Here is a 20,363-nt window from a genome sequence, read left to right on the forward strand (position 1 = left end):
GCGAACCGCTAGTAAGCTTGAGCCAGGTTTAATCAGCTAATCGCTTATTCTGAGGCTTGCTCTGCGTTCTGCTGCTGAATCTTGGCAAGATCTTCAGCAGGGATAATGGTTGTGGTCTCGGTTTTACTGTCGAACATGATCAGCGCTTTACCGGTAAGGATCTGCTCTCTCACCTCTTCGACACGCTCTTCAAGACTCACTTCCTGTTCACCGTAGTCTGTCCCATCACGGGTAACAAACTCTTCGATCATGCCACGTAGGGCATCATCCGAAAGCATATTCGCTGGAACAATCACTACACTCTTCCTAACAACTGGTTAAATTCATTTTCATCTAGCACGCGGATGCCCAACTGCTCTGCTTTGGCCAATTTGGACCCAGCACCGGGTCCTGCGACCACCGCATCCGTTTTGGACGAGACACTGCCAGAGACCTTCGCACCCATCTCTTGAAGAAGCGCTTTCGCTTCACTGCGTCCCATAGTTTCAAGCGTACCAGTAAGCACCCAAGTCTGCCCTTCTAATGGCGCACTGGCGTCGCTGACCCTTCTCTCAGAGTACCAATGCATACCGAACTCAATCAGCTGCGTTTCAAAACGCTGCAACTGTTGGCACCAAGTCTCATCTTGGATCGCTTCTAGGACGCCAGCTGCCGCACGACTACTCAATTTAGGCACAGCTTTAAGCGCATCTTCATCTGCAGCCAAAAGCGCTTCGACTGTTTCAAAATGGGCTGCCAAAGCCTTAGCACCGGTCGCTGCTACACCTTTAATGTTAGACCCCTCAATCAGCTCAGCAAAGCTGACACTGGCCTGCAGCTTGGCGGCAATCTGCTCCTGCTCTTCCAGTTGAATGCCTAACGACAGGAGATCATCCAGAACCTTCTGGTTATGTTCCTCCGCCATAAAGTGGGTAATCTCATGGGCTACTTCCAGACCAATATCTGGAAGAAGGGTCAACGTACGAGACTGCGCCTGACGAATTCGTTCAAGCGTCCCCAAACTTAGCGCTAAAGTTCGAGCCGTCTCTTCCCCTACTTCAGGAATACCGAGGGCATAGATAAAGCGAGCTAGAGAGATGGTTTTAGACTGACCGACCGCATCGATCAGGTTTTGCGCTGACAGCTCAGCATATCCCTCTAGGGTTAACACCTGATCTTTGGTCAGTCTAAACAGATCCGCAGGTGATTTAACCAGCTCACGATCCACCAGTTGTTCAATCGCCTTGTCGCCCAGACCATCAATATCGAGCGCTTTACGAGAGACGAAGTGGATCAACGCCTGCTTCAACTGGGCACTGCAACTGAGGCGCCCAACACAACGGTAGACCGAACCTTCGACCTTCTGCTCCTGTCCTTTGCTGCGCTTAACGAGCTGCACACGCTCCACCTCAGAGCCACACACAGGACAAGCAGAAGGGATAGCAATCGGTTGTTCATCACCGGTGCGACGATCGGTTGCCACTTTGACGATTTGCGGAATAACATCACCTGCGCGGCGAATAACAACCCAATCCCCTACTTTCGCATCCAGTCGCGCGATCTCGTCCATGTTGTGTAGGGTGGCATTACTGACCGTGACTCCACCGACGAATACGGGTTCTAAACGAGCAACAGGGGTCACAGCACCTGTACGGCCAACTTGGAAATCAACATCGAGAAGCTGTGTCACCTCCTCTTGGGCAGGGTACTTAAACGCCGTAGCCCAGCGAGGATCACGTGAGCGGAAACCTAGGGTCTCTTGCACCTCTCGCGAATCGCACTTCAATACCACGCCATCTATGTCATAAGGGAGAGCGTCACGTTTAGCACCCAGAGCCTCGATGTAGTCGAAACAGGCATCCGCGCCCTCAACACGAGCGATTTGATCACTGATCTTGAGGCCCCAGCTATTAATTAACTGCAAGGTCTCATAGTAACTATCAGGCAGCTCATCGGAACCAACGCCCGTTCCATAACAGCAGAAGGTCAAAGGACGACTGGCGGTAATCGATGGGTCGAGCTGACGCAGGCTGCCTGCTGCAGCATTACGCGGATTCACAAAGCTCTTTTGACCCGTCTCACGAGCCTGTTGATTGAGCGCTTCAAACCCAGCCCGCGGCATATAGACCTCGCCACGCACTTCAATACGCTCTGGCCAACCCGCTCCCATCAATTTCAGAGGGACACTTTGAATGGTGCGTACGTTGCTGGTGATATCCTCACCGGTAGAGCCATCTCCACGGGTCGCTGCTCGAACCAACATGCCGTTCTCATAGAGGACGCTGACGGCCAGACCATCCAGTTTTGGTTCAAGCGTAATCGCCAGAGAGGCATCACTCTCCAACCCCTCTTGAGCACGACGGTAGAATGCATGAACCTCATCACGATTGAACTGGTTGCTCAGACTCAGCATAGGGATCTCGTGCACCACCTCGGCGAAGCCACCCTCGGGTTTAGCGCCGACACGTTGTGTTGGCGAATCCGCGGTGACTAACTCAGGGTGGTCTGCTTCGAGTGATTCAAGCTGGCGATAGAGATGGTCATACTCAGCATCCGTGACCGAGGGATCATCGAGTACATAATAGCGATAGGCGTGCTGTTGGAGCTGCTCTCTGAGCTCCAGAATCTGTTGTTCAATCGACATAAGGTTTGGACTTATTTGGATTTGCGAGTACGACGGCTCTTAGCGCGTGAACGAAGCTTGTAGGCCTTCACCAACTCACGATAGTGCTCTTGAGTTTGTGGGCGCATCACTGAACGATCACTGTCGAGCATCTCACCGCCCAGTGCCTTAGCCAACGTCTCCGCCGTGGCCAACATGCAATCAACCGCGTAGGAAGGATCACGTGGTTCGGTCATCGACATAAAGAAGGTGACCGCAGGCGTCTCATGTTCAGCCAAGGTCTCTATGTTGAATGAGCCAGGTTCACCCACATCACTCATGGTAAATTGAATCGGTGAGTGATCACTGTTGTCTTCGTAACGATGGAAAAGATCCATCTGACCAAACTCCATACCACAGCGCTCAACCACGGTTTGAATATGAGCACCCGATAGCGAGCCACCCTTAGGTGCAACGACAAAGACAACTAAGCGGGTTTCTGGATCACTGAGATCAAGTTCACGGAACTGTCGTCCGGTCGATGGAGATGCAGCGGCGACTGCAGCCTCTTGAGTCTCGGAGTCCTGCATAGCATCACTCTGGTCGTTCAGCTCAGGCTCTTCGATCTCTGGCAGCGAGCTCACCAGTGATTCAATATCCTCAAGCGGTTCATCAACGGCATCTACATTAGGCTCAAGAAGCTGATCGAACTCACTGGTCTCTGGTTCGGGCTTTTTGACAGGTGATTTGCGTTTACGAACTGGCTTCTCTTTTTTGGCGCCCGCATCGACCAACTCATGAATTGGGCGATCTAGATCTAGACCAAATAGGTCATCGACGTGACCGACAGGTTGTTCTGCAACGGGTTCAGGCTCTGGCTCTGGCTCTGGCTCTGGCTCTGGCTCTGGCTCTGGCTCTGGCTCTGGCTCTGGCTCTGCAGTCTGTTCGACTGTAATCTCTTGTTCAAGCGCCTCTTCAGGTGACTCGTCAGCAATTTCAACTTCAGGTGCTGCGGGCTCTTCCTGAACGGCTTCCTCTTGGATTGCCTCTTCTTGGACAGACTCTTCTAGAACGGCTTCTTCGATGGGTTGCTCAAGCGTTTCTTCAGGCTCAGTGCTATCTTCAGGCTCAGGACTGTTCTCAAGCTCAAGGCTACTTACAGGCTCAGGACTGCTCTCAAGCTCAGGACTGCTCTCAAGCTCAGGGCTGTTCTCAGACTCAGGGCTGTCAATAGAGAGCGTCGGCTCACTGGGCTTAAGATTGGTTTTGCGAGGAGCCGATACGATACCTTCATCCGATAGGCTATCAAATGGATCGGGCTCAAGATCATCGACTCGAAGATCAGCGAGAGGGTCATCAATCACTGGCTCAGCTTCAACAGAGGATTGTTCAGGCTGCGCCGTTAGACTATCAAGTGGGTCTTCAGTTTGACTGGCTTGCTGAGCTTCGGCTGCCATTAAGGCATCGATATCGGGGCGCTCAACTTTGCGCTTTACTCGAGCACCCCCGTTAGGCAGTTCAGGATTATGTTTATCGGCAATTTCATCAGTGTCAGTCGATTCAGAGGAGGGATCGATCTTCATGCGGATTCGATTGGAGCCACCGCTGATACGTCGCCATCCATCGACAAGGATAAGCAGAATCAGCACGGCACCTGCCGCCATCAACCAATCTCTTAACTCCATTAAACGCTATCCTTGAACCACTGAAATTTATGCTTTTTGTAAACCCCTACTTTACAACTTCAGAGACCACTATTTCTAGTGGTTGAGACAAACCTTTTGTAGGTATATCAGTGATTTCCGCAATCATATCGCCTGGCTGTGGAGTCACATCACCACTGAGGCTGATTCGGGCGCTGACTGAAACGGTCTCATAACCCGATAGACGGGCTTGAGGTGTCATCGCATTGGCATCACTTAACACCAACTCAACCGGCAAATCGGCCGCCGTTAAACGCACACCTGCCAGTGGCATACCACCCTCTAAAGGACGCGCAACAATGAAGACTGGCGTCTCTGCTGGTACATTAGCGAGCAGTTCAGCAGCCACTGAAACTTTTACGGGTATAGCCGCCATCGCAGGCATTTCGATATCGCTGACATCTTCACCCAAGGCGATTAACTCATTTCGAGCACGCTCAACGCCATTCTGTAACGACTGAGCAGAAGCACCATCGGCATTGATTAGCGCTGTTGACCAGAAGCCAATCGCATCGCGATAGGCCTTACGCTCAAAGGCATCGATTCCCAAAATGCCTAGTGCTGTGATTTCGAACGGTTCCGCCGCTAGCGTTTTATCAACTTGGTCACGAACTTCAGGCGTCATGCCACCGGCAACGAAGAACATAGACTGAGCCAACTGCCCCATCACTGTCGCGTACTGAACATCCTGAGGCGTGAGGTAGGCTAAGGTATTTTGATAAGCCTCTAACGCACCCTGATAATCTTGTTGGCCCATCAGCGTGCTGGCTAACAGATACCAACCTTCTGGGTTTGCGGGTTGTAGCTCCAGCTCTTTACGCAGCTGATCAATCGCTTCTTGCAGCGTGGGCTGACGACCATCAAATGGATCTTCAGACATGTTCAGTGCCACTTCTAGCGCTGGTGCACTACCGACTTTGGCGTAAAGCCCTAATGAAGCAACCACCACCACTAACGCGATAAAAGAGGCAGCCATAAACTGTTTAGTTGAGATCGATTCGGAACTGAGCGAACGACTCTCCGTGCTGGCATCAATCAGCAAGTTCTTTTCAAGCTCTGTTTTAAGAACGGCAAAGTCCTCTTGTGACAATGATCCCGATGCGACCTCTTGCTCCAACTCCTGAAGACGATCTTTAAAGACTTCGACGTTATCGCGTTGCGGGTCAGAGGTAACGACCGTATCGACTTTATCTTTGAACTGTTTCCAAACCGGGTAGATAACAAACAGAATTGCTACGACCGATAACAGCGCAATACCCAACCACAAATACAACATTACTCTTTATCCTGTTTTAAAAGCGCATCGAGACGTGCCTGATCATCAGAGCTTAGCGCTGCCTCGCTCACTTTTCGACGCGAACGGCGCTGCCATACAACCGCTAAAATCACTAACACACCAAAGCCCAATACTAAAAACGGCCCATTCCATAGCAACCAAGTCTGACTGTTCATTTTGGGGCGGTAGAGAACAAATTCCCCGTAGCGAGTCACCATAAAATCGATAATCGACTCATCTTCAGCCCCCTCATCGATCATGCGAAACACCTCGGTGCGTAGGTCTTTTGCGATGGGGGAGTCCGAATCGGCAATATTCTGGTTTTGACACTTAGGGCAACGCAGTTCAGCCGCTAAAGCATGAAAACGCTTCTCATCTTCCACTGATTTGAAGTTGTGGGTATCAATGGCTGCGAAGCTGGAGCTCGACAATAGAACCAACAGAAACAGTGCGCGAATCATGAAGCTTCACCCTTGATCGTCTCGATGACGGACGAGAGATCCTGCCAAACTGTTGCATCCACCGCACCAACATGACGGTAACGAATAACGCCCTGCTGATCGATCACGTAGGTCTCTGGAGCACCGTAGACTCCTAGATCCAATCCTAGACGGCCCTGAGGATCGAAAACAACCTCTTTGTAAGGGTCTAGGTAGCGACGTAACCAATCATTCGCTTTGGTTAAATCGTCTTTATAGTTGATGCCATAAATGGTGACACCCTGGCTGGCCAACTGATTAAGGAAGGCGTGCTCCTCTTTACAGGTGGGACACCAAGTAGCCCAGACATTAACCAGTGCGATATCGCCTTTAAAATCGTCCACCGTCAGCTTGCGACTTGGATCAGTAACAGAGGTCAACTCAAACTCAGGCATCGGCTTGTTCAACAGTGCCGATGGCAGTTCACGCGGGTCTAGGTATAGACCCTTCCAAAGAAAGAAGCCTAAACCGATAAAGAGCGCCAGCGGTGCAAATAGAAACAGTTTCTTCATGACGACTCCTTAGGCCAATTTCGCATCGCGCTGCGACATCTTACGGTAACGTTTGTCCATCGCCGCAAGGAAACCGCCAAAAGTCATCAACAGACCGCCCAACCAGAGCCAGCGAACATAGGGCTTAAACTGCAGACGAATCGCCCAAGCACCATCCTCTAGAGGCTCACCCAGTGCCACATAGAGATCTCTGAATAGACCCGCATCAATCGACGCTTCGGTCATCACGTTGCCACGGGCAGTATAGAGACGCTTCTCGGGTGTCATGACTTCGTAGAGTTGACCATCCTGGTAGACATTGATGACACCCTTGTCAGAGGTGTAGTTAGGTCCTTCAACGTGCTCGATACCTTTAAATTCAAAGACATATTGTCCAACCTCTTGGCGATCACCGGGCGCCATACGCAGATCACGATGTTCAGTAAACGCTGAGACCATCGCGATACCCACCGCAAGCACTGCCATACCCAAGTGTGCCAAATGCATACCCCAGTAAGCACGAGGTAGTTTCTTCAGAGAGGCAAAGAGTGAACCTGAACGCTTACCGGCACGATCGTATAGATCGACCAGTGCACAGAAGACGATCCAGTAGGCCAAGATAATGCCCACATAAGTCCAGTGATCCCAACCCTCGCCACCACGAATCATCATGGTTGCGACGCCAAAGACGACGGCAAGCACTAAAGGACCGATCAGACGTTTGAGCAGTTGAGATGCATCAGTTTGACGCCAGCGCACCAGCGCGCCGACACCCAGAGCCACCATCAGCAGAGCGCCTAGAGGAACCGTCAAAGCATTGAAGTAGGGAGGTCCAACCGACATTTTACCCATGCCCAGAGCATCAATTAGCAGAGGATAGAGGGTGCCTAGTAGCACAGTGAATGCGATGACTGTCAGTAGAACGTTGTTGACCAACAGCAGAGTTTCACGCGAGACCAAGGTAAAGCTAGAGTCACTCTTCACCTGAGCGGCACGAATGCCGTAGAGCAGAAGGGAACCCCCAATGGCCACTGCAAGCATGACCAGAATGTAGAAACCTCGTGCTGGATCCGATGCAAAGGCATGCACCGAGGTCAGAACGCCGGAACGAACTAAGAAGGTTCCTAACAGGCTGAGCGAGAAGGCAAAGATCGCAAGCAGTAGCGTCCAGCTTTTGAAGACACCACGTTTTTCAGTGACTGCCAGGCTGTGAATCAATGCAGTGCCAACTAGCCACGGCATCAATGACGCGTTTTCGACTGGATCCCAGAACCACCAGCCGCCCCAACCAAGTTCGTAGTAGGCCCACCAACTGCCTAGTGCAATACCCAGCGTCAGGAATGCCCAAGCAACGTTCGTCCATGGACGTGACCAGCGTGCCCAAGCGGCATCCATACGTCCGCTCAACAGGGCCGCAATAGCAAAGGCAAACGCAACTGAGAAGCCAACATAGCCCATGTAGAGCATTGGAGGGTGAACAATCAAACCAAAATCTTGAAGCAGTGGGTTAAGGTCTGCACCCTGTGCCGGAGAACGAGGTAAAAGACGCTCGAACGGGCTTGAGGTAAAGATGACGAACGACAGAAATCCGGTCGTGATGATGCCTAACACACCCAAAACTCGACCTATGATGTCCAAGGGCAAGGCTTTACTCTTCAGAGCAACAGCCAAAGTCCAGCCAGCAAGGGTCAGTACCCAAAGTAGAAGAGACCCCTCATGACCACCCCAGACAGCACTGACACGGTAGTACCAAGGTAGGGCCGTATTAGAGTTATTGGCAACGTACTCAACACTGAAGTCGTTGGTTAAGAAGGCGTAGACCAGAAAAGCAAAGGCCAGACCAACAAAAAAAGTTACACCGATCGTCAGCGGGCGAGCGTAGCTGACTAACAACAGGCTCGAACGCTGAGCACCTACCATCGGAACAACCGACAGCAGAATGCTTAAAAACATAGCTAAGATTAGAGAGTAGGTTCCCAGTTCGGCAATCACTTGTTGAACTCCTCTTTTGAAGGCATCGGCATCTTACCGCTCTTCTCTAACGCTTCTGCCACTTCAGGCGGCATGTAGTTTTCGTCATGCTTCGCAAGAACTTCAACGGCTTGCAGTGTGCCAGAGGCGTCAAGTTTACCCTGCGCAACAATGCCCTGCCCTTCACGGAACAGATCAGGAAGAATACCGCTGTACTCAATGGCAACCTTGTTCTCGTAGTCGGTCACCTCAAAGGTAACACGCAACGAGTTTGGATCGCGTTTCACACTGCCTTCAACGACCATGCCGCCGGCACGAATACGGGTGTCTGCAGGGGCTTCACCCTTGGCAATCTGAGTCGGAGAGTAGAATAGGTTAATGTTTTGACTCAGTGCATACATCGTCAGACCGATCGCGGCACTGGCGCCAAATACAATCATAAGAACAATGATTAATCGCTTTTTACGTTTTGGATTCATGACTTAACACTTTCACGTTGAATGCGGCGGCGAAGCGAACGACGAGTCTCGCGGCCTTGAATAATGGGCAGATAAAGGCAGAGTGCGATGGTCAGCAGACCCAGCCCATAACTTAACCAGACATACAGGCCATGACCGCCCATATTTAAAAAATCTGCAAAGGTTTCAAACGCCATAGTTCACCTAAAATTTGAGTTGGCTGTAAGGTAGTGTCATTTTCTGACGCAAACCTTAACTACCAAGAAGCTCTTTTACCCAGCCTGCACGGCGTTCGCGAGTTAAAATCTCATTACGAAGACGCAACATCATCGCTAGCCCAAACACTAAGTAGAGAGCGATCACCATCACCAGAAGTGGCATCCACATCTCAGCGGGCATGGCCGGTTTCTCTGTGATTTTAAAAGTGGCTGGCTGATGCAGTGTGTTCCACCACTCCACCGAGTATTTAATGATCGGAATGTTAACCAGACCCACTAACGCCAATACCGCCGTCGACTTAGCGGCTGTGGTTTCACTCTCAATAGCCGAGTTGAGCGCCATCACCCCCAAGTAGAGGAATAGAAGCACTAACATTGAGGTTAAACGCGCATCCCAAACCCACCAAGAGCCCCAGGTAGGCTTACCCCAAATAGCACCGGTTGCCAGAGCTAACACAGCGAGCGCAGCTCCCAGTGGCGCCACAGATTTGGCCACCATATCGGCCACTTTCATCTTCCAGATCAGGCCAATTGCACCGGCAATCGCCATCAACATATAGAAGCTCTGCGCCAGAATCGCCGTCGGTACATGCAGATAGATGATGCGGAAGCTATTGCCCTGCTGATAATCCGATGGCGCAAACGCTAGCCCCCACACCAGACCAATAACAAACAAAAGACCACCAATGGCCGCAAACCAGGGAATCAATTTACCGGTGATCGAGTAACACCAACGAGGTGATGCCAACTGATAGAACCAACGAGGTAACCAACTACTAGCCATAACTTTTATCCACTCACTGAAATTCGTAATGCCGCACCGGCTGCAATAGGCGCCAATGCCAATGCTAATGCCAACATAGCCCCCAACAGCGCCAGATAACCATCTAGGGGCAAACCTGTTACTGCTGCTTGTACGGCGCTAGAGCCAAAAATGAGCACCGGAATATACAAGGGCAAAACCAACAGAGAGATCAACACGCCACCACGACGCAGACCCACCGTCAGTGCTGCACCGATCGCACCGATCAGTGACAGCGTTGGAGTGCCCAACAACAGACTGAGCATCAACCCGGGCATACCCTCCGAAGGCAAGAACAACATCACACCCAAAAGGGGTGCCACTAAAGTCAACGCCAAACCTGATAGCAACCAGTGAGCTAACACTTTGGATAGCACCACTAAAAAGACTGGCTGAGGTGATAGCAGCAACTGCTCTAACGAGCCATCTTCGTAGTCCGATTTAAATAGGGTCTCCATCGACAACAGTGTTGCCAACAGAGCCGCTACCCAGACCAGACCGGGAGCTAACTGAGAGAGAAAATTCGGCTCTGGGCTAACTCCGATGGGAAAGAGTGACGCGACAATTAAAAAGAAGATCAGCGGATTCACCAGTTCGCTTTTGCGACGAAACGCGAGCGTAAGATCACGTCTAAAGGTCTGCTTAAACAGCTGTAGAGTGGAGCTCATTATGACCACTCCCGTTGAGACGAGGCGAAGTGTTCAACATTGATGGTATGCAGAGGAATCTCTGCACTAAGATCTTGGTGCGTGGTCATAATGACACTGCCACCCGCTCGAATGTGCTCAACCATTAATGCCTCTTTCGCTGCCACACCAATTTTATCGATTGCTGTAAACGGCTCATCGAGTATCCAGAGTTTCGCTCTACTCATATAGAGCTTCGCCAGTGCGATACGACGTTTCTGACCGGCGGACAGCTGATGCGCAGGCACATCTTCAAACCCTTTCAAACCAACACTTTCCAGTGCTTGTTGCGCTCGACTAGCGTCCAGAGAGGGGTGTAATGCACACTGCCAATGCAGATTCTCCTCTGCCGTCAGCATGGCACTGACACCGGTTTGGTGACCTATGTATAGAAGTTCTGATAGGAATTGTTCACGCACCTCATCCATTGGCTCACCACGCCAATAGAGCTCACCTTCATAGTGTGAGCTGAGACCACACAAAATACTCAGAAGCGTCGTTTTACCGGAGCCATTGCGTCCTTCGACCTGCCAGATTTCACCTTCGGAGACAGTCAGCTGTAGCTGATCGAACAGAATACGATCATCACGCTCACAAAATAGGGATTGGGCTGTTAAAAGCGCCTGCGCCACAAAGACTCCAAAAGGTTAGCAAATTACAATTCGCGAAATTATAACCTTATTACCATCTGTAGTCAGGTAGAGATAGCAGTTAAAGCGGAGTATCGCCGTGCTTGAGACGGACATACATCAACGCTACGGAGATTGCGTCACCTAACGCCGTATGACGTTGAATCATAGGCATATTCAGTTTGTCAGCAATAGTGTCGAACCGCAGGTCGACATCACCCCCAACGTGACGCCACTTAATGATGTCGTGATAGACGTGCGACAGCTCGATCGCCTTATTAGGAAGACCAAAGCCAAACGCAGGACGCAAGAACTTATCGAGCATGCGAATATCGTAGTTGACGTAGTAGCCGAGGATGGGGCGATTACCGACAAACTCCAACACCTGCTCCAGCGCCTCCTCAATGGAGACACCGTCGGCCAGATCGGCTGCGCGGATTTTATGGATTTTGATCGATTCAGCCGTCAAATCAGCCGGTGGTTTCAATTTAATATCAAGACGATCACTGGTCTTTACGCGCTTACCTTTGATTTTGACGGCGCCAATCGACAGGATTGATGCCTCGCTGACATCAAGACTGGTTGTCTCACAATCTAACGAGACAACCTCATCACCCTCATACTGATCAAAAAGAGAGACCCAACGCGGATCTTTAACCGCACGTTTGTCTTTAAATTTGCGTATAGCACGAGGCAATATCATGTTTAACCAATATCCTTTTGGTTCAGAAGCACTATTCAGCTTAGCTCGACAGATGGAATCGGGACGTTAGTGATTTCTTAAAGCTTTTCACGACTAACAGAGCATCCCTTAACAACTCTCTATCCATTTTATTCAATTGTTGCAACTCAATGATATTAGGCGTTGGGTCAATACCATCCTCTGCCTGCTCTGCACGACGGATCTGCTGACGCAGACGAATGTTCACAAACAGACCTAGTGCTTCTGAGATATCTTTAGAGACACTCTCTTGCATTACCCCTGCATCGACCAGGGCCTCTAAACGCTCAAAGGTATTGGTAGCAAGGATTCTCTGCTCAAGCGCGAAGGTTCTTACGCCATGAACAATAGGAAAAATTCCGCCCTTCTTGATATCCAACTCTCCACGCTCTTTTAAATTGCCAAAGAAGGTTAACGGTGTATCAAACTCAACCGCCGCTTTAGCAAAATGCGAGAAGAACAGATCATTGTTACGCATAGTACGCAGGAACCAGTTTCGAGCCACTTTAAACAGTGCTACGTTACCCGCGACCGGCTTGGCATCCACCGCTATCGCCAGTCGCATCTGGTCCTCCGGATCGCTGCTCATCGACCAGTCCTGCAGTTTCTGGGTCCAGTCATCGACTGAATTGATCCACTCAGGGTTAGAGACCATGATATTGCCGGGACAAGGCGGGAAGCCAAACGAAATTAACGTCTCACTAAAGCGCTGCATGGTCTGTCGCTTTTCAGCCCAGTTAAGGCCATTACGAAAGATCAACGCGTTGTCTTGATCCGTCTTCATGATCTGCTCACCGCGACCTTCAGACCCCATCACAATCAAGCAGACGTGAGGCTGCATATCGGCCGGCACCACCAGATCAAACAGCTTAGCGATGATCCGTTTATTCATCGCCGCAAGAAGATCCATAGTAAAACGAATACGAACACCGGTAGAGATCAGCGCTTTGATGAGGTTGTTCAACCCTGTTGCTGCCTCTCTGAGATCCTCTATCGTACTGGCTCGCTCAAGGCGCAGACCAATCACGTGCGAGTGACTAGAGAAGTAGGAGAGCACGTCCGTCAGTTGCACCACGCCAACCAGGGTATCGCCCTCCATGACAACCACACGCTCGATCTGTTGCTGCGTCATAATGACCAAAGCGTTAAAAAGGAAGTCGTCCGGCTTACAGGTGATCAATCGATAGGTCGCGATGGTCGCAACATCCTCATCGACTGAACCATCATTGAGAACAATAGCATTGAGAATATCGGTACCAGTCACCATACCAATACGACTACCACGACGAACTAAGACCGAATCCGACTTAGTCTCGCGCATCAGTTGAGTCGACTCTTTAATGCTAGTCCCTTCATTAACGATCAGAGGGTCACGAACCACCGCCTCTTCTATCGTCGCCAGCATAAACTCAGCCATATCCTGGCCTTCGCCCTGCTGCGCAACGATTTCTGATTTCGCGGCTAGATTTTGTTGGAAATAGTCGGCAAAACCGGGATTCGAGTCGATCAGCTCAAGCAGGATATCGGTCGAGAAGATATGACAGATCGTCTCCTCTTCAGCGGTAAAGTTATGAATGGCAGAGCCATGCATCGCGGACCAACCACCAAAGTAGTCCTCATTCTCATAGTGCATGAAGACGTGTAGCATCTCATCATCTTCATCCTGAGGCTCACTCTCTGCTACGCGACCTCGAAAGACCACATAGACACCTTCTGACTGATCACCCGCTTTAATGATCACCTCACCAGATTGGTAGTAGCCGATATCAAGATTGGAGCGCAAGAACTCCTGTTAGGACTCAGTCAGCAGGCTAAAAGGGAGATTCCCCATCTTAAAAGAATCAGGCATTGGACCCTCACTTCGGTCGTCGAATAATCAATTGAGTATTGCGCGTTTTAGAAAAAATTGCAGGAACTCAAATCAACTTTTTCTGAAAAGCATCACGGTTTCAGTTTCACTAAATTCGTTCCTACAAAGTTACGTTGTAGGAGTGAATTGGAGCGCTGCGACAAACCCCGACATCTAAACAAAGCCACCATCGGCAATTAAAAAAGGCGCCCCGAAGGACGCCTTTCTCATTGTCAGCTAGCTCTTAGTGAGACTGAGCTGCGCCCGCACCACGTGGGATACGGATGTCTTCAACGATCTGCTGGATTTCAGCAGGTGGCTCAGCTGTCATAGAAGAGACAACTTTAGCCACAACGAAGTTCAGGATCATACCCACAGTACCGAAGCCCTCTGGAGAGATACCGAACCACATTTCGTCTTTAGTGCCGCCCATGAACTTGAAGTACACGATGTAAGCCATAGTCGATACGATACCAACGACCATACCAGCGACTGCACCTTGAGTGTTCATGCGCTTGCTGAAGATACCCATTAGGATCGCAGGGAATACAGAACATGCTGCTAGACCGAATGCCAATGCAACAACCTGTGCTACGAAGCCTGGAGGGTTAACACCGAAGTAACCAGCCACAAGAATCGCAACGACTGCTGCACCACGTGCGTATAGAAGCTCCTGCTTGTCGGTGATGTTCGGATTGATGGTTTTCTTCATCAAGTCGTGCGAGATCGATGTCGAGATTACCAACAGAAGACCCGCTGCTGTTGATAGTGCCGCTGCCACCGCACCTGCTGCCACTAGAGCGATTACCCAAGCTGGAAGCTGAGCGATCTCTGGGTTAGCAAGTACCATGATGTCACGGTTAACTGTTAGCTCGTTTGCATCTGTTTTGCTGTAGAAAACAACGCCATCGTTGTTTTTGTCTTCCCACTTGATAAGACCAGTGTTTTCCCAACGAGCGAACCACTCAGGGATGTCTTCGTATTTAACACCCGTGTTAGCAACGCCAGAAGCCGCAGTTTCAGCAGTACCGTTTACAGTCTGGATTAGGTTTACGCGACCGAAGCCCGCAACACCTGGTACAGATGTGTAAAGGATAGCGATGAAGATAAGCGCCCAACCAGCTGAGATACGCGCATCTTTTACGCGAGGTACAGTGAAGAAGCGAACGATTACGTGAGGAAGACCTGCAGTACCACACATTAGTGCAGCCGTCATGAAGAATAGGTCAACCGTAGTTTTAGAACCTGCAGTGTACTGAGCAAAACCTAGCTCAACAGACAATGCATCCAGAGTCGCAAGTACTGACTGACCGCTCTCCAGAGTTGCACCTAGTGCAGTCTGTGGAAGGAAGTGACCAGTTACCTGAACTGATAGGAAGATCGCAGGAACCATGAATGCAAGAATCAATACACAGTACTGAGCAACCTGAGTGTAAGTAATACCCTTCATACCGCCTAGTACAGCGTAGAAGAATACGATCGCCATACCGATGATTACACCAGTATTGATGTCTACGTGTAGGTAACGTGAGAATACGATACCAACGCCGCGCATCTGGCCAGCTACGTATGTGAACGAGATGATGATGGTACAGATAACCGCAATCGTACGAGCAGTGTTGCTGTAGTAACGATCACCGATGAAGTCAGGCACTGTGAACTTACCAAACTTACGTAGGTAAGGTGCAAGTAGCATCGCTAGTAGTACGTAACCACCTGTCCAACCCATTAGGTAGGCAGAAGCATCACGACCGATGAACGATACGATACCCGCTAGTGAGATGAACGATGCAGCTGACATCCAGTCCGCAGCAGTCGCCATACCGTTTGCAACTGGTGGTACACCACCGCCTGCAACGTAGAACTCTTTAGTTGATCCGGCACGTGCCCAGATCGCAATACCAATGTAAAGGGCGAAAGAGCCACCTACAAATAGAAACGTTAACGCATCAAGACTCATGATTTACTCCTTACTCGTGAACGTCATATTTTTCGTCAAGTTTGTTCATGCTAGACACGTAAGCCCAGATCAACGCGACGAATACAAAGATTGAACCCTGTTGAGCAAACCAGAATCCTAGCGGGAAACCGAAGAATTGGATTTGATCAAGAGCATCGACGAATAGCACACCGCATCCAAACGATACGACGAACCAGATCGCCATGTAGGTGATAATAATGCGAAGGTTCTCACCCCAGTATGCCTGCGCATTTTCTTTGGTCATTGACATAACCTATCCCTTTACAAGTTGTTGTTATAAACAAAAAGGCTGTGATTACCACAGTTGTAGACATCATACCTAAGCCATCTCCCTAAAAGGAGAGCAACTTTAGTCGCACAGACTTAAGTAAGTGGCTGATTTTAATGATTTTTCAAACTTTTAGATATACCTTTATAACCAAAATTACATCAAAAACACTGTTTTTAAGCATTAAACTGAAACTTTTGGTCGAAACGGCACAAATCGTTAGAATGCAGGCAACTGTTGTTAGGAATCACACCATGCTATCAGGTCTATCCGTCACCCTCATCGCTTTAGGCTACCTTGGCCTACTCTTTGCGATCGCTTACTTGGGCGATCGAAGTCGTGCCGGGAAGAGCTGGGCGGGCAACCCGATCATCTATTCTCTCTCCTTAGCGGTTTACTGTTCATCTTGGACCTTCTATGGTGCCGTCGGACGAGCTCATACCACTGGTTGGGAGTTTTTGGCGACCTATATAGGGCCGGTCATTGTCTTCATTTTGGGCTGGCAGGTCATCGAAAAGATCAGTCGTGTCAGTAAACAGCAGAACATTACTACTATCTCCGACTTTATCTCGTCACGTTACGGCAAAAGTCAAACCATCGCCGTTCTGGTTACAGTCATAGCGGTGTTGGGAACCATTCCCTACATCGCACTTCAGCTAAAAGCGGTTGCAGTGAGTTACAACGCGATTGCGCCTGCTGCGACCGAGGCACTGAGCAAAGGTAGTGATACCGCCCTTGTAGTAGCACTAACAATGGCCCTATTCGCGATTCTGTTTGGTACTCGCCATATCGATGCCACTGAGCACCATCAGGGTTTGGTATTAGCCGTTGCGTTTGAGTCGGTCATCAAATTGACCGCCTTCCTTGCGGTCGGTTTCTTTGTCACCTTTGAATTCTATGGTGGTGTAGTGCAGACCGTTGCCAGCGTTCAATCGCAACTGCACTCGATAAACTTTTCAGGTTCACTGTTTGCGGGGAGTTTCTTAACTGAAATTCTGTTGGCCTGTGGGGCGATCATCTGTCTACCACGCCAGTTCCACGTGACCATTGTCGAGAACATCAAACACAACAACCTTAGAATCGCCCGCTGGCTCTTCCCCACTTACCTATTCCTGCTAGCGCTATTTGTTCTGCCCATCGCGTCGGCCGGTGCTATCTCACTGCCAACCTTCGCGCTTAACCCGGACTCTTGGGTACTGACCTTACCGTTAAGCCAGGGCTATCCTGGACTGGCAACCTTTGCCTTTATCGGTGGCCTATCAGCGGCGACCAGTATGGTTATCGTGGCCTCTATTACTCTGGCTACCATGGTCTGTAACGACATAGTCATTCCTATTCTGCTGCGCATTCCGAGTCTTCGCATTGCAGAGAGCAAAGATCTTGGCCGACTACTGTTAAGTGTGCGCCGTATCACCATCTTCATGCTTCTGTTGATGGGCTACTTCTACTACCGAATTTTGGGGGACCAGGGTTCCCTCGCCTCCTTTGGTCTACTCGCCTTTGTCGCAGCGATTCAATTCTTACCCAGTATCATCGGTGCGTTGTACTGGAAAGAGGGCAACCGAAGCGGTGCCATTGCTGGCTTAGTAAGCGGCTTTGCACTCTGGTGCTATACGCTAGTCTACCCTGTATTCGAAGTCGCCAATTTAGTCCCTGATACACTGATACGTGACGGTGTCATTCCAACTTGGTTACAACCAACCTCCCTATTTGGAATTCAAGGAATTAACCCACTGACTCATGGTGTCATCTGGTCTCTGGGCATTAACATTCTGGCCTACTACCTAGTATCCAACCTAACGCGCGCCCGCTTGGTGGATCGTATTCAGGCCAGTGCATATGTCGATAGCCGACGCGATGAAACAACAGAGCCAGGCCGTCAGACGACACCCGTCACCATCAGCGACCTGCAGATGCTTGCCGAGCGTTTCTTGGGCATTCGCCGCACACAAGAGGCGATGAACGAGTATTGGAGCAGTCGCGATGAAGAGCCATTGCCAGCGGGTGTCAAAGCGGATAACGAACTGATTCAATACATCGAACGCTTACTGGCCGGTGTGATCGGTGCGTCTTCAGCTCGAATCGTCATGGACTCGACACTGCGCGGTAAAGATATGCAGATTGGCGATGTCGTTGCGATTGTTGATGAGGCATCACAGGCACTGCGTTTCAACAAATCGCTGCTACAGTCGACCATTGAGAACGTCTCTCTGGGCATCAGCGTAGTCGATCAGAAGTATCGTCTGGTTGCATGGAACCAAAAGTTCATCGACATGTTCGACTACCCAGAAGAGCTAATTAGCGTCGGCCGCCCCATCGAGGAGATTATCCGTTTCAACGCGGTTCATGGTGAGTATGGATTCTCTGGAAACTCCATCGATGAACAGGTTGAACAGCGCATGCAGCTGCTGCGTTCTGGCAAACCGCACGGGTTTGAACGTTATCGCCCGAACGGCCAAGTGTTAGAGGTACGCGGTAACCCGATGCCCGATGGCGGTTACGTCAACACCTACATGGATATTACCGAGCACAAGCGTGTCGAAGACGCACTGCGTGAGAGTGAGCAGAACATCCGCGTCTATACCGACAACGTGCCGGTCATGATCAGCTATCTCGATCCGGAGCAGAACTACCTATTCGTCAACAAAGCGTTTGCTGATGGCGTTGGCATTAACCGACATACCATTGCCGGCACACCTAGTCATACCATCATGCCTAAAGATCAGTATGAGTTGCGCCAACCGTTCGTGAGACGTGTATTGCAGGGTGAACGTGTCAAATTTGAAGCTCGCTTACCGACCCAAGACGATTCACTGCGCTTTGCTGAGTTAACGATGATTCCGCACATTGGCGAGTACGGGGACATCTTGGGTTACTTCACACTTTACCAAGATATCACAGAGCGCCGTAATGCCGAGATCGCTCTGCAAGAGACTAATGAAAACCTTGAGAAACGTGTTGAAGAGCGCACCCAAGCGGTATCCCTAATTAACAAAGAGCTGCGCAAAGAGAACACCGTCCGTGCGCTAATGGAAGATGAACTACGCCAGGCCAAATCGGATGCTGAAGCGGCCAACTTAGGTAAAACACGATTCTTGGCTGCGGCCAGCCACGACCTGCTGCAACCACTGAATGCGGCTCGTCTCTTCACATCGGCGCTGGCTCAACAGAGTCACCAGAACGAGACCGCACAGTTGGTTGATAACTTGGATGGTGCTCTGCGATCAGCGGAAGAGCTCATTACTGCCATACTGGACATCTCCAAGCTGGATGCCGGTGCGCTAGAGCCCAACATGACTCACTTCTCTGTCCAAAACGTCTTCTCGAACCTGGATACTGAATTCACCGCTATGGCGGAGAAGAAAGGGCTGAAATTCAAGAGTATCGACTGCAAATCGGTGGTGCATTCAGACCAAACGCTACTGCGTCGCATACTGCAGAACTTCATCTCTAACGCGATCCGCTACACCAACTCGGGTCGAGTACTGTTGGGTGTTCGCCACCACAGCAAGTTCATCCGCATTGAAGTATGGGATACCGGTGTCGGCATTGCTGAAGATAAGATCTCTGAAGTCTTTGAAGAGTTTCGCCGCATCGACAACCCACGCCACTCAGAGGTACAAGGGCTCGGATTAGGCTTGGCGATTACAGAACGTATCGCCAAGATGCTGAAGCATAAGCTGAATGTTCGATCCTGGCCGACCAAGGGAACCGTATTCAGTGTTGATGTTCCGCTTGGCGACCCAGCACTTGCCGTGAAGCAGAAACCACAACAGCGTGGCTGGATCCGCTCGAAAGGCCTAAACGGCGTCAACGTATTGGTGATCGATAACGAACCGAAGATCCTAGAGGGGATGACCGCGCTTCTGACCGGATGGAGCTGTGAAGTACGAACCGCCCTCTCCATTCAAGCGGCTGTAGAAACCTGCAGTGATGGTTCATTCACACCGGACATCATGCTGGTCGATTACCACCTTGGCGAGACCGATACCGGCATCATGGCACTGAATGAGCTAGCCAAACTGGGTCTAGGCGAGGTGCCGGCGATCATCATCACCGCAGACCGCACAGACGAGGTAAAATCTGAGATTACAGAGCATGGGGCAATACTGTTGAATAAACCGGTAAAACCGGCCGCCCTTCGCCAGCTGATCAGCAAAAACGTCTCGAAGTAGCTGTTGGAGCGGTCTTAAACTTGTTGTTGGAGCGGTCTTAAAAAGGCCGCGATTTTTTGGTGGCGGTGTCTGCCC

17 protein-coding genes are annotated in these 20,363 nt (G+C 50.4%); 1 reads left to right on the top strand and 16 read right to left on the bottom strand.

What is annotated here, in order from left to right; all coding sequences use genetic code 11:
- Nucleotides 1-44: 44 nt before the first annotated feature.
- The 16 genes from XMD530_RS01250 to XMD530_RS01325 all read right to left on the bottom strand — a co-directional run bounded on the left by XMD530_RS01250 (nt 45) and on the right by XMD530_RS01325 (nt 16,089).
- The gene (locus XMD530_RS01250) at nt 45-296 is read right to left on the bottom strand and encodes a YheU family protein (protein ID WP_371731417.1); all 252 of its coding nucleotides are present in this window, start codon (nt 294-296) and stop codon (nt 45-47) included.
- Nucleotides 296-2,623 (bottom strand): NAD-dependent DNA ligase LigA, encoded by a 2,328-nt coding sequence (gene ligA, locus XMD530_RS01255; RefSeq protein ID WP_173480393.1) that lies wholly within the window; start codon nt 2,621-2,623, stop codon nt 296-298. The genes XMD530_RS01250 and ligA overlap by 1 nt, the downstream gene beginning before the upstream one ends.
- Nucleotides 2,624-2,634: 11 nt before the next feature.
- Nucleotides 2,635-4,266, bottom strand: coding sequence for a cell division protein ZipA (gene zipA, locus XMD530_RS01260; RefSeq protein WP_173506598.1), 1,632 nt, complete (start codon nt 4,264-4,266; stop codon nt 2,635-2,637).
- 46 nt (nt 4,267-4,312) lie between these two features.
- Nucleotides 4,313-5,560, bottom strand: a complete 1,248-nt coding sequence (gene ccmI, locus XMD530_RS01265) for a c-type cytochrome biogenesis protein CcmI (protein ID WP_173482865.1) — start codon at nt 5,558-5,560, stop codon at nt 4,313-4,315.
- Nucleotides 5,560-6,021 (bottom strand): cytochrome c-type biogenesis protein, encoded by a 462-nt coding sequence (locus XMD530_RS01270; RefSeq protein WP_173480390.1) that lies wholly within the window; start codon nt 6,019-6,021, stop codon nt 5,560-5,562. Before XMD530_RS01270 ends, ccmI begins: the two co-directional genes overlap by 1 nt.
- Nucleotides 6,018-6,551, bottom strand: a complete 534-nt coding sequence (locus XMD530_RS01275) for a DsbE family thiol:disulfide interchange protein (protein WP_173480389.1) — start codon at nt 6,549-6,551, stop codon at nt 6,018-6,020. The genes XMD530_RS01270 and XMD530_RS01275 overlap by 4 nt, the downstream gene beginning before the upstream one ends.
- A gap of 9 nt (nt 6,552-6,560) precedes the next feature.
- Nucleotides 6,561-8,522 carry a heme lyase CcmF/NrfE family subunit gene (locus tag XMD530_RS01280; RefSeq protein ID WP_173483861.1) on the bottom strand — a complete coding sequence of 654 codons (1,962 nt, stop codon included), beginning with the start codon at nt 8,520-8,522 and terminating at the stop codon, nt 6,561-6,563.
- A complete protein-coding gene (ccmE, locus tag XMD530_RS01285) occupies nt 8,519-8,980 on the bottom strand; it encodes a cytochrome c maturation protein CcmE (protein WP_173480387.1) in 462 nt (153 codons plus the stop codon). The genes XMD530_RS01280 and ccmE overlap by 4 nt, the downstream gene beginning before the upstream one ends.
- Nucleotides 8,977-9,156 (bottom strand): heme exporter protein CcmD, encoded by a 180-nt coding sequence (ccmD, locus tag XMD530_RS01290; RefSeq protein WP_173480386.1) that lies wholly within the window; start codon nt 9,154-9,156, stop codon nt 8,977-8,979. The genes ccmE and ccmD overlap by 4 nt, the downstream gene beginning before the upstream one ends.
- Nucleotides 9,157-9,211: 55 nt before the next feature.
- A complete protein-coding gene (ccmC, locus tag XMD530_RS01295; RefSeq protein WP_173480385.1) occupies nt 9,212-9,961 on the bottom strand; it encodes a heme ABC transporter permease CcmC in 750 nt (249 codons plus the stop codon).
- A gap of 5 nt (nt 9,962-9,966) precedes the next feature.
- Complete coding sequence (gene ccmB / locus XMD530_RS01300; RefSeq protein ID WP_173505729.1) at nt 9,967-10,647, bottom strand: heme exporter protein CcmB; 681 nt, start codon at nt 10,645-10,647, stop codon at nt 9,967-9,969.
- Complete coding sequence (gene ccmA / locus XMD530_RS01305; protein WP_173506599.1) at nt 10,647-11,297, bottom strand: cytochrome c biogenesis heme-transporting ATPase CcmA; 651 nt, start codon at nt 11,295-11,297, stop codon at nt 10,647-10,649. The genes ccmB and ccmA overlap by 1 nt, the downstream gene beginning before the upstream one ends.
- Nucleotides 11,298-11,376: 79 nt before the next feature.
- A complete protein-coding gene (locus tag XMD530_RS01310; protein ID WP_173480382.1) occupies nt 11,377-11,997 on the bottom strand; it encodes a 3'-5' exonuclease in 621 nt (206 codons plus the stop codon).
- A 40-nt stretch (nt 11,998-12,037) separates the two neighbouring features.
- Nucleotides 12,038-13,798 (bottom strand): DUF294 nucleotidyltransferase-like domain-containing protein, encoded by a 1,761-nt coding sequence (locus XMD530_RS01315; protein WP_254446164.1) that lies wholly within the window; start codon nt 13,796-13,798, stop codon nt 12,038-12,040.
- Nucleotides 13,799-14,108: 310 nt separating this feature from the next.
- Nucleotides 14,109-15,824: a sodium:solute symporter family protein gene (locus XMD530_RS01320; protein WP_173482870.1), complete on the bottom strand. Its 1,716-nt coding sequence runs from the start codon at nt 15,822-15,824 to the stop codon at nt 14,109-14,111.
- A 10-nt stretch (nt 15,825-15,834) separates the two neighbouring features.
- Nucleotides 15,835-16,089 carry a DUF4212 domain-containing protein gene (locus tag XMD530_RS01325; protein WP_173482871.1) on the bottom strand — a complete coding sequence of 85 codons (255 nt, stop codon included), beginning with the start codon at nt 16,087-16,089 and terminating at the stop codon, nt 15,835-15,837.
- Between the two features lie 278 nt (nt 16,090-16,367).
- On the opposite strand from XMD530_RS01325, the gene XMD530_RS01330 reads away from it, so the two are divergent.
- Nucleotides 16,368-20,288, top strand: coding sequence for a NahK/ErcS family hybrid sensor histidine kinase/response regulator (locus XMD530_RS01330; protein ID WP_173506600.1), 3,921 nt, complete (start codon nt 16,368-16,370; stop codon nt 20,286-20,288).
- Nucleotides 20,289-20,363 lie beyond the last annotated feature (75 nt).

The sequence above is a fragment of the Marinobacterium sp. xm-d-530 genome (assembly GCF_013283365.1).
Taxonomy (GTDB): domain Bacteria; phylum Pseudomonadota; class Gammaproteobacteria; order Pseudomonadales; family Balneatricaceae; genus Marinobacterium_E.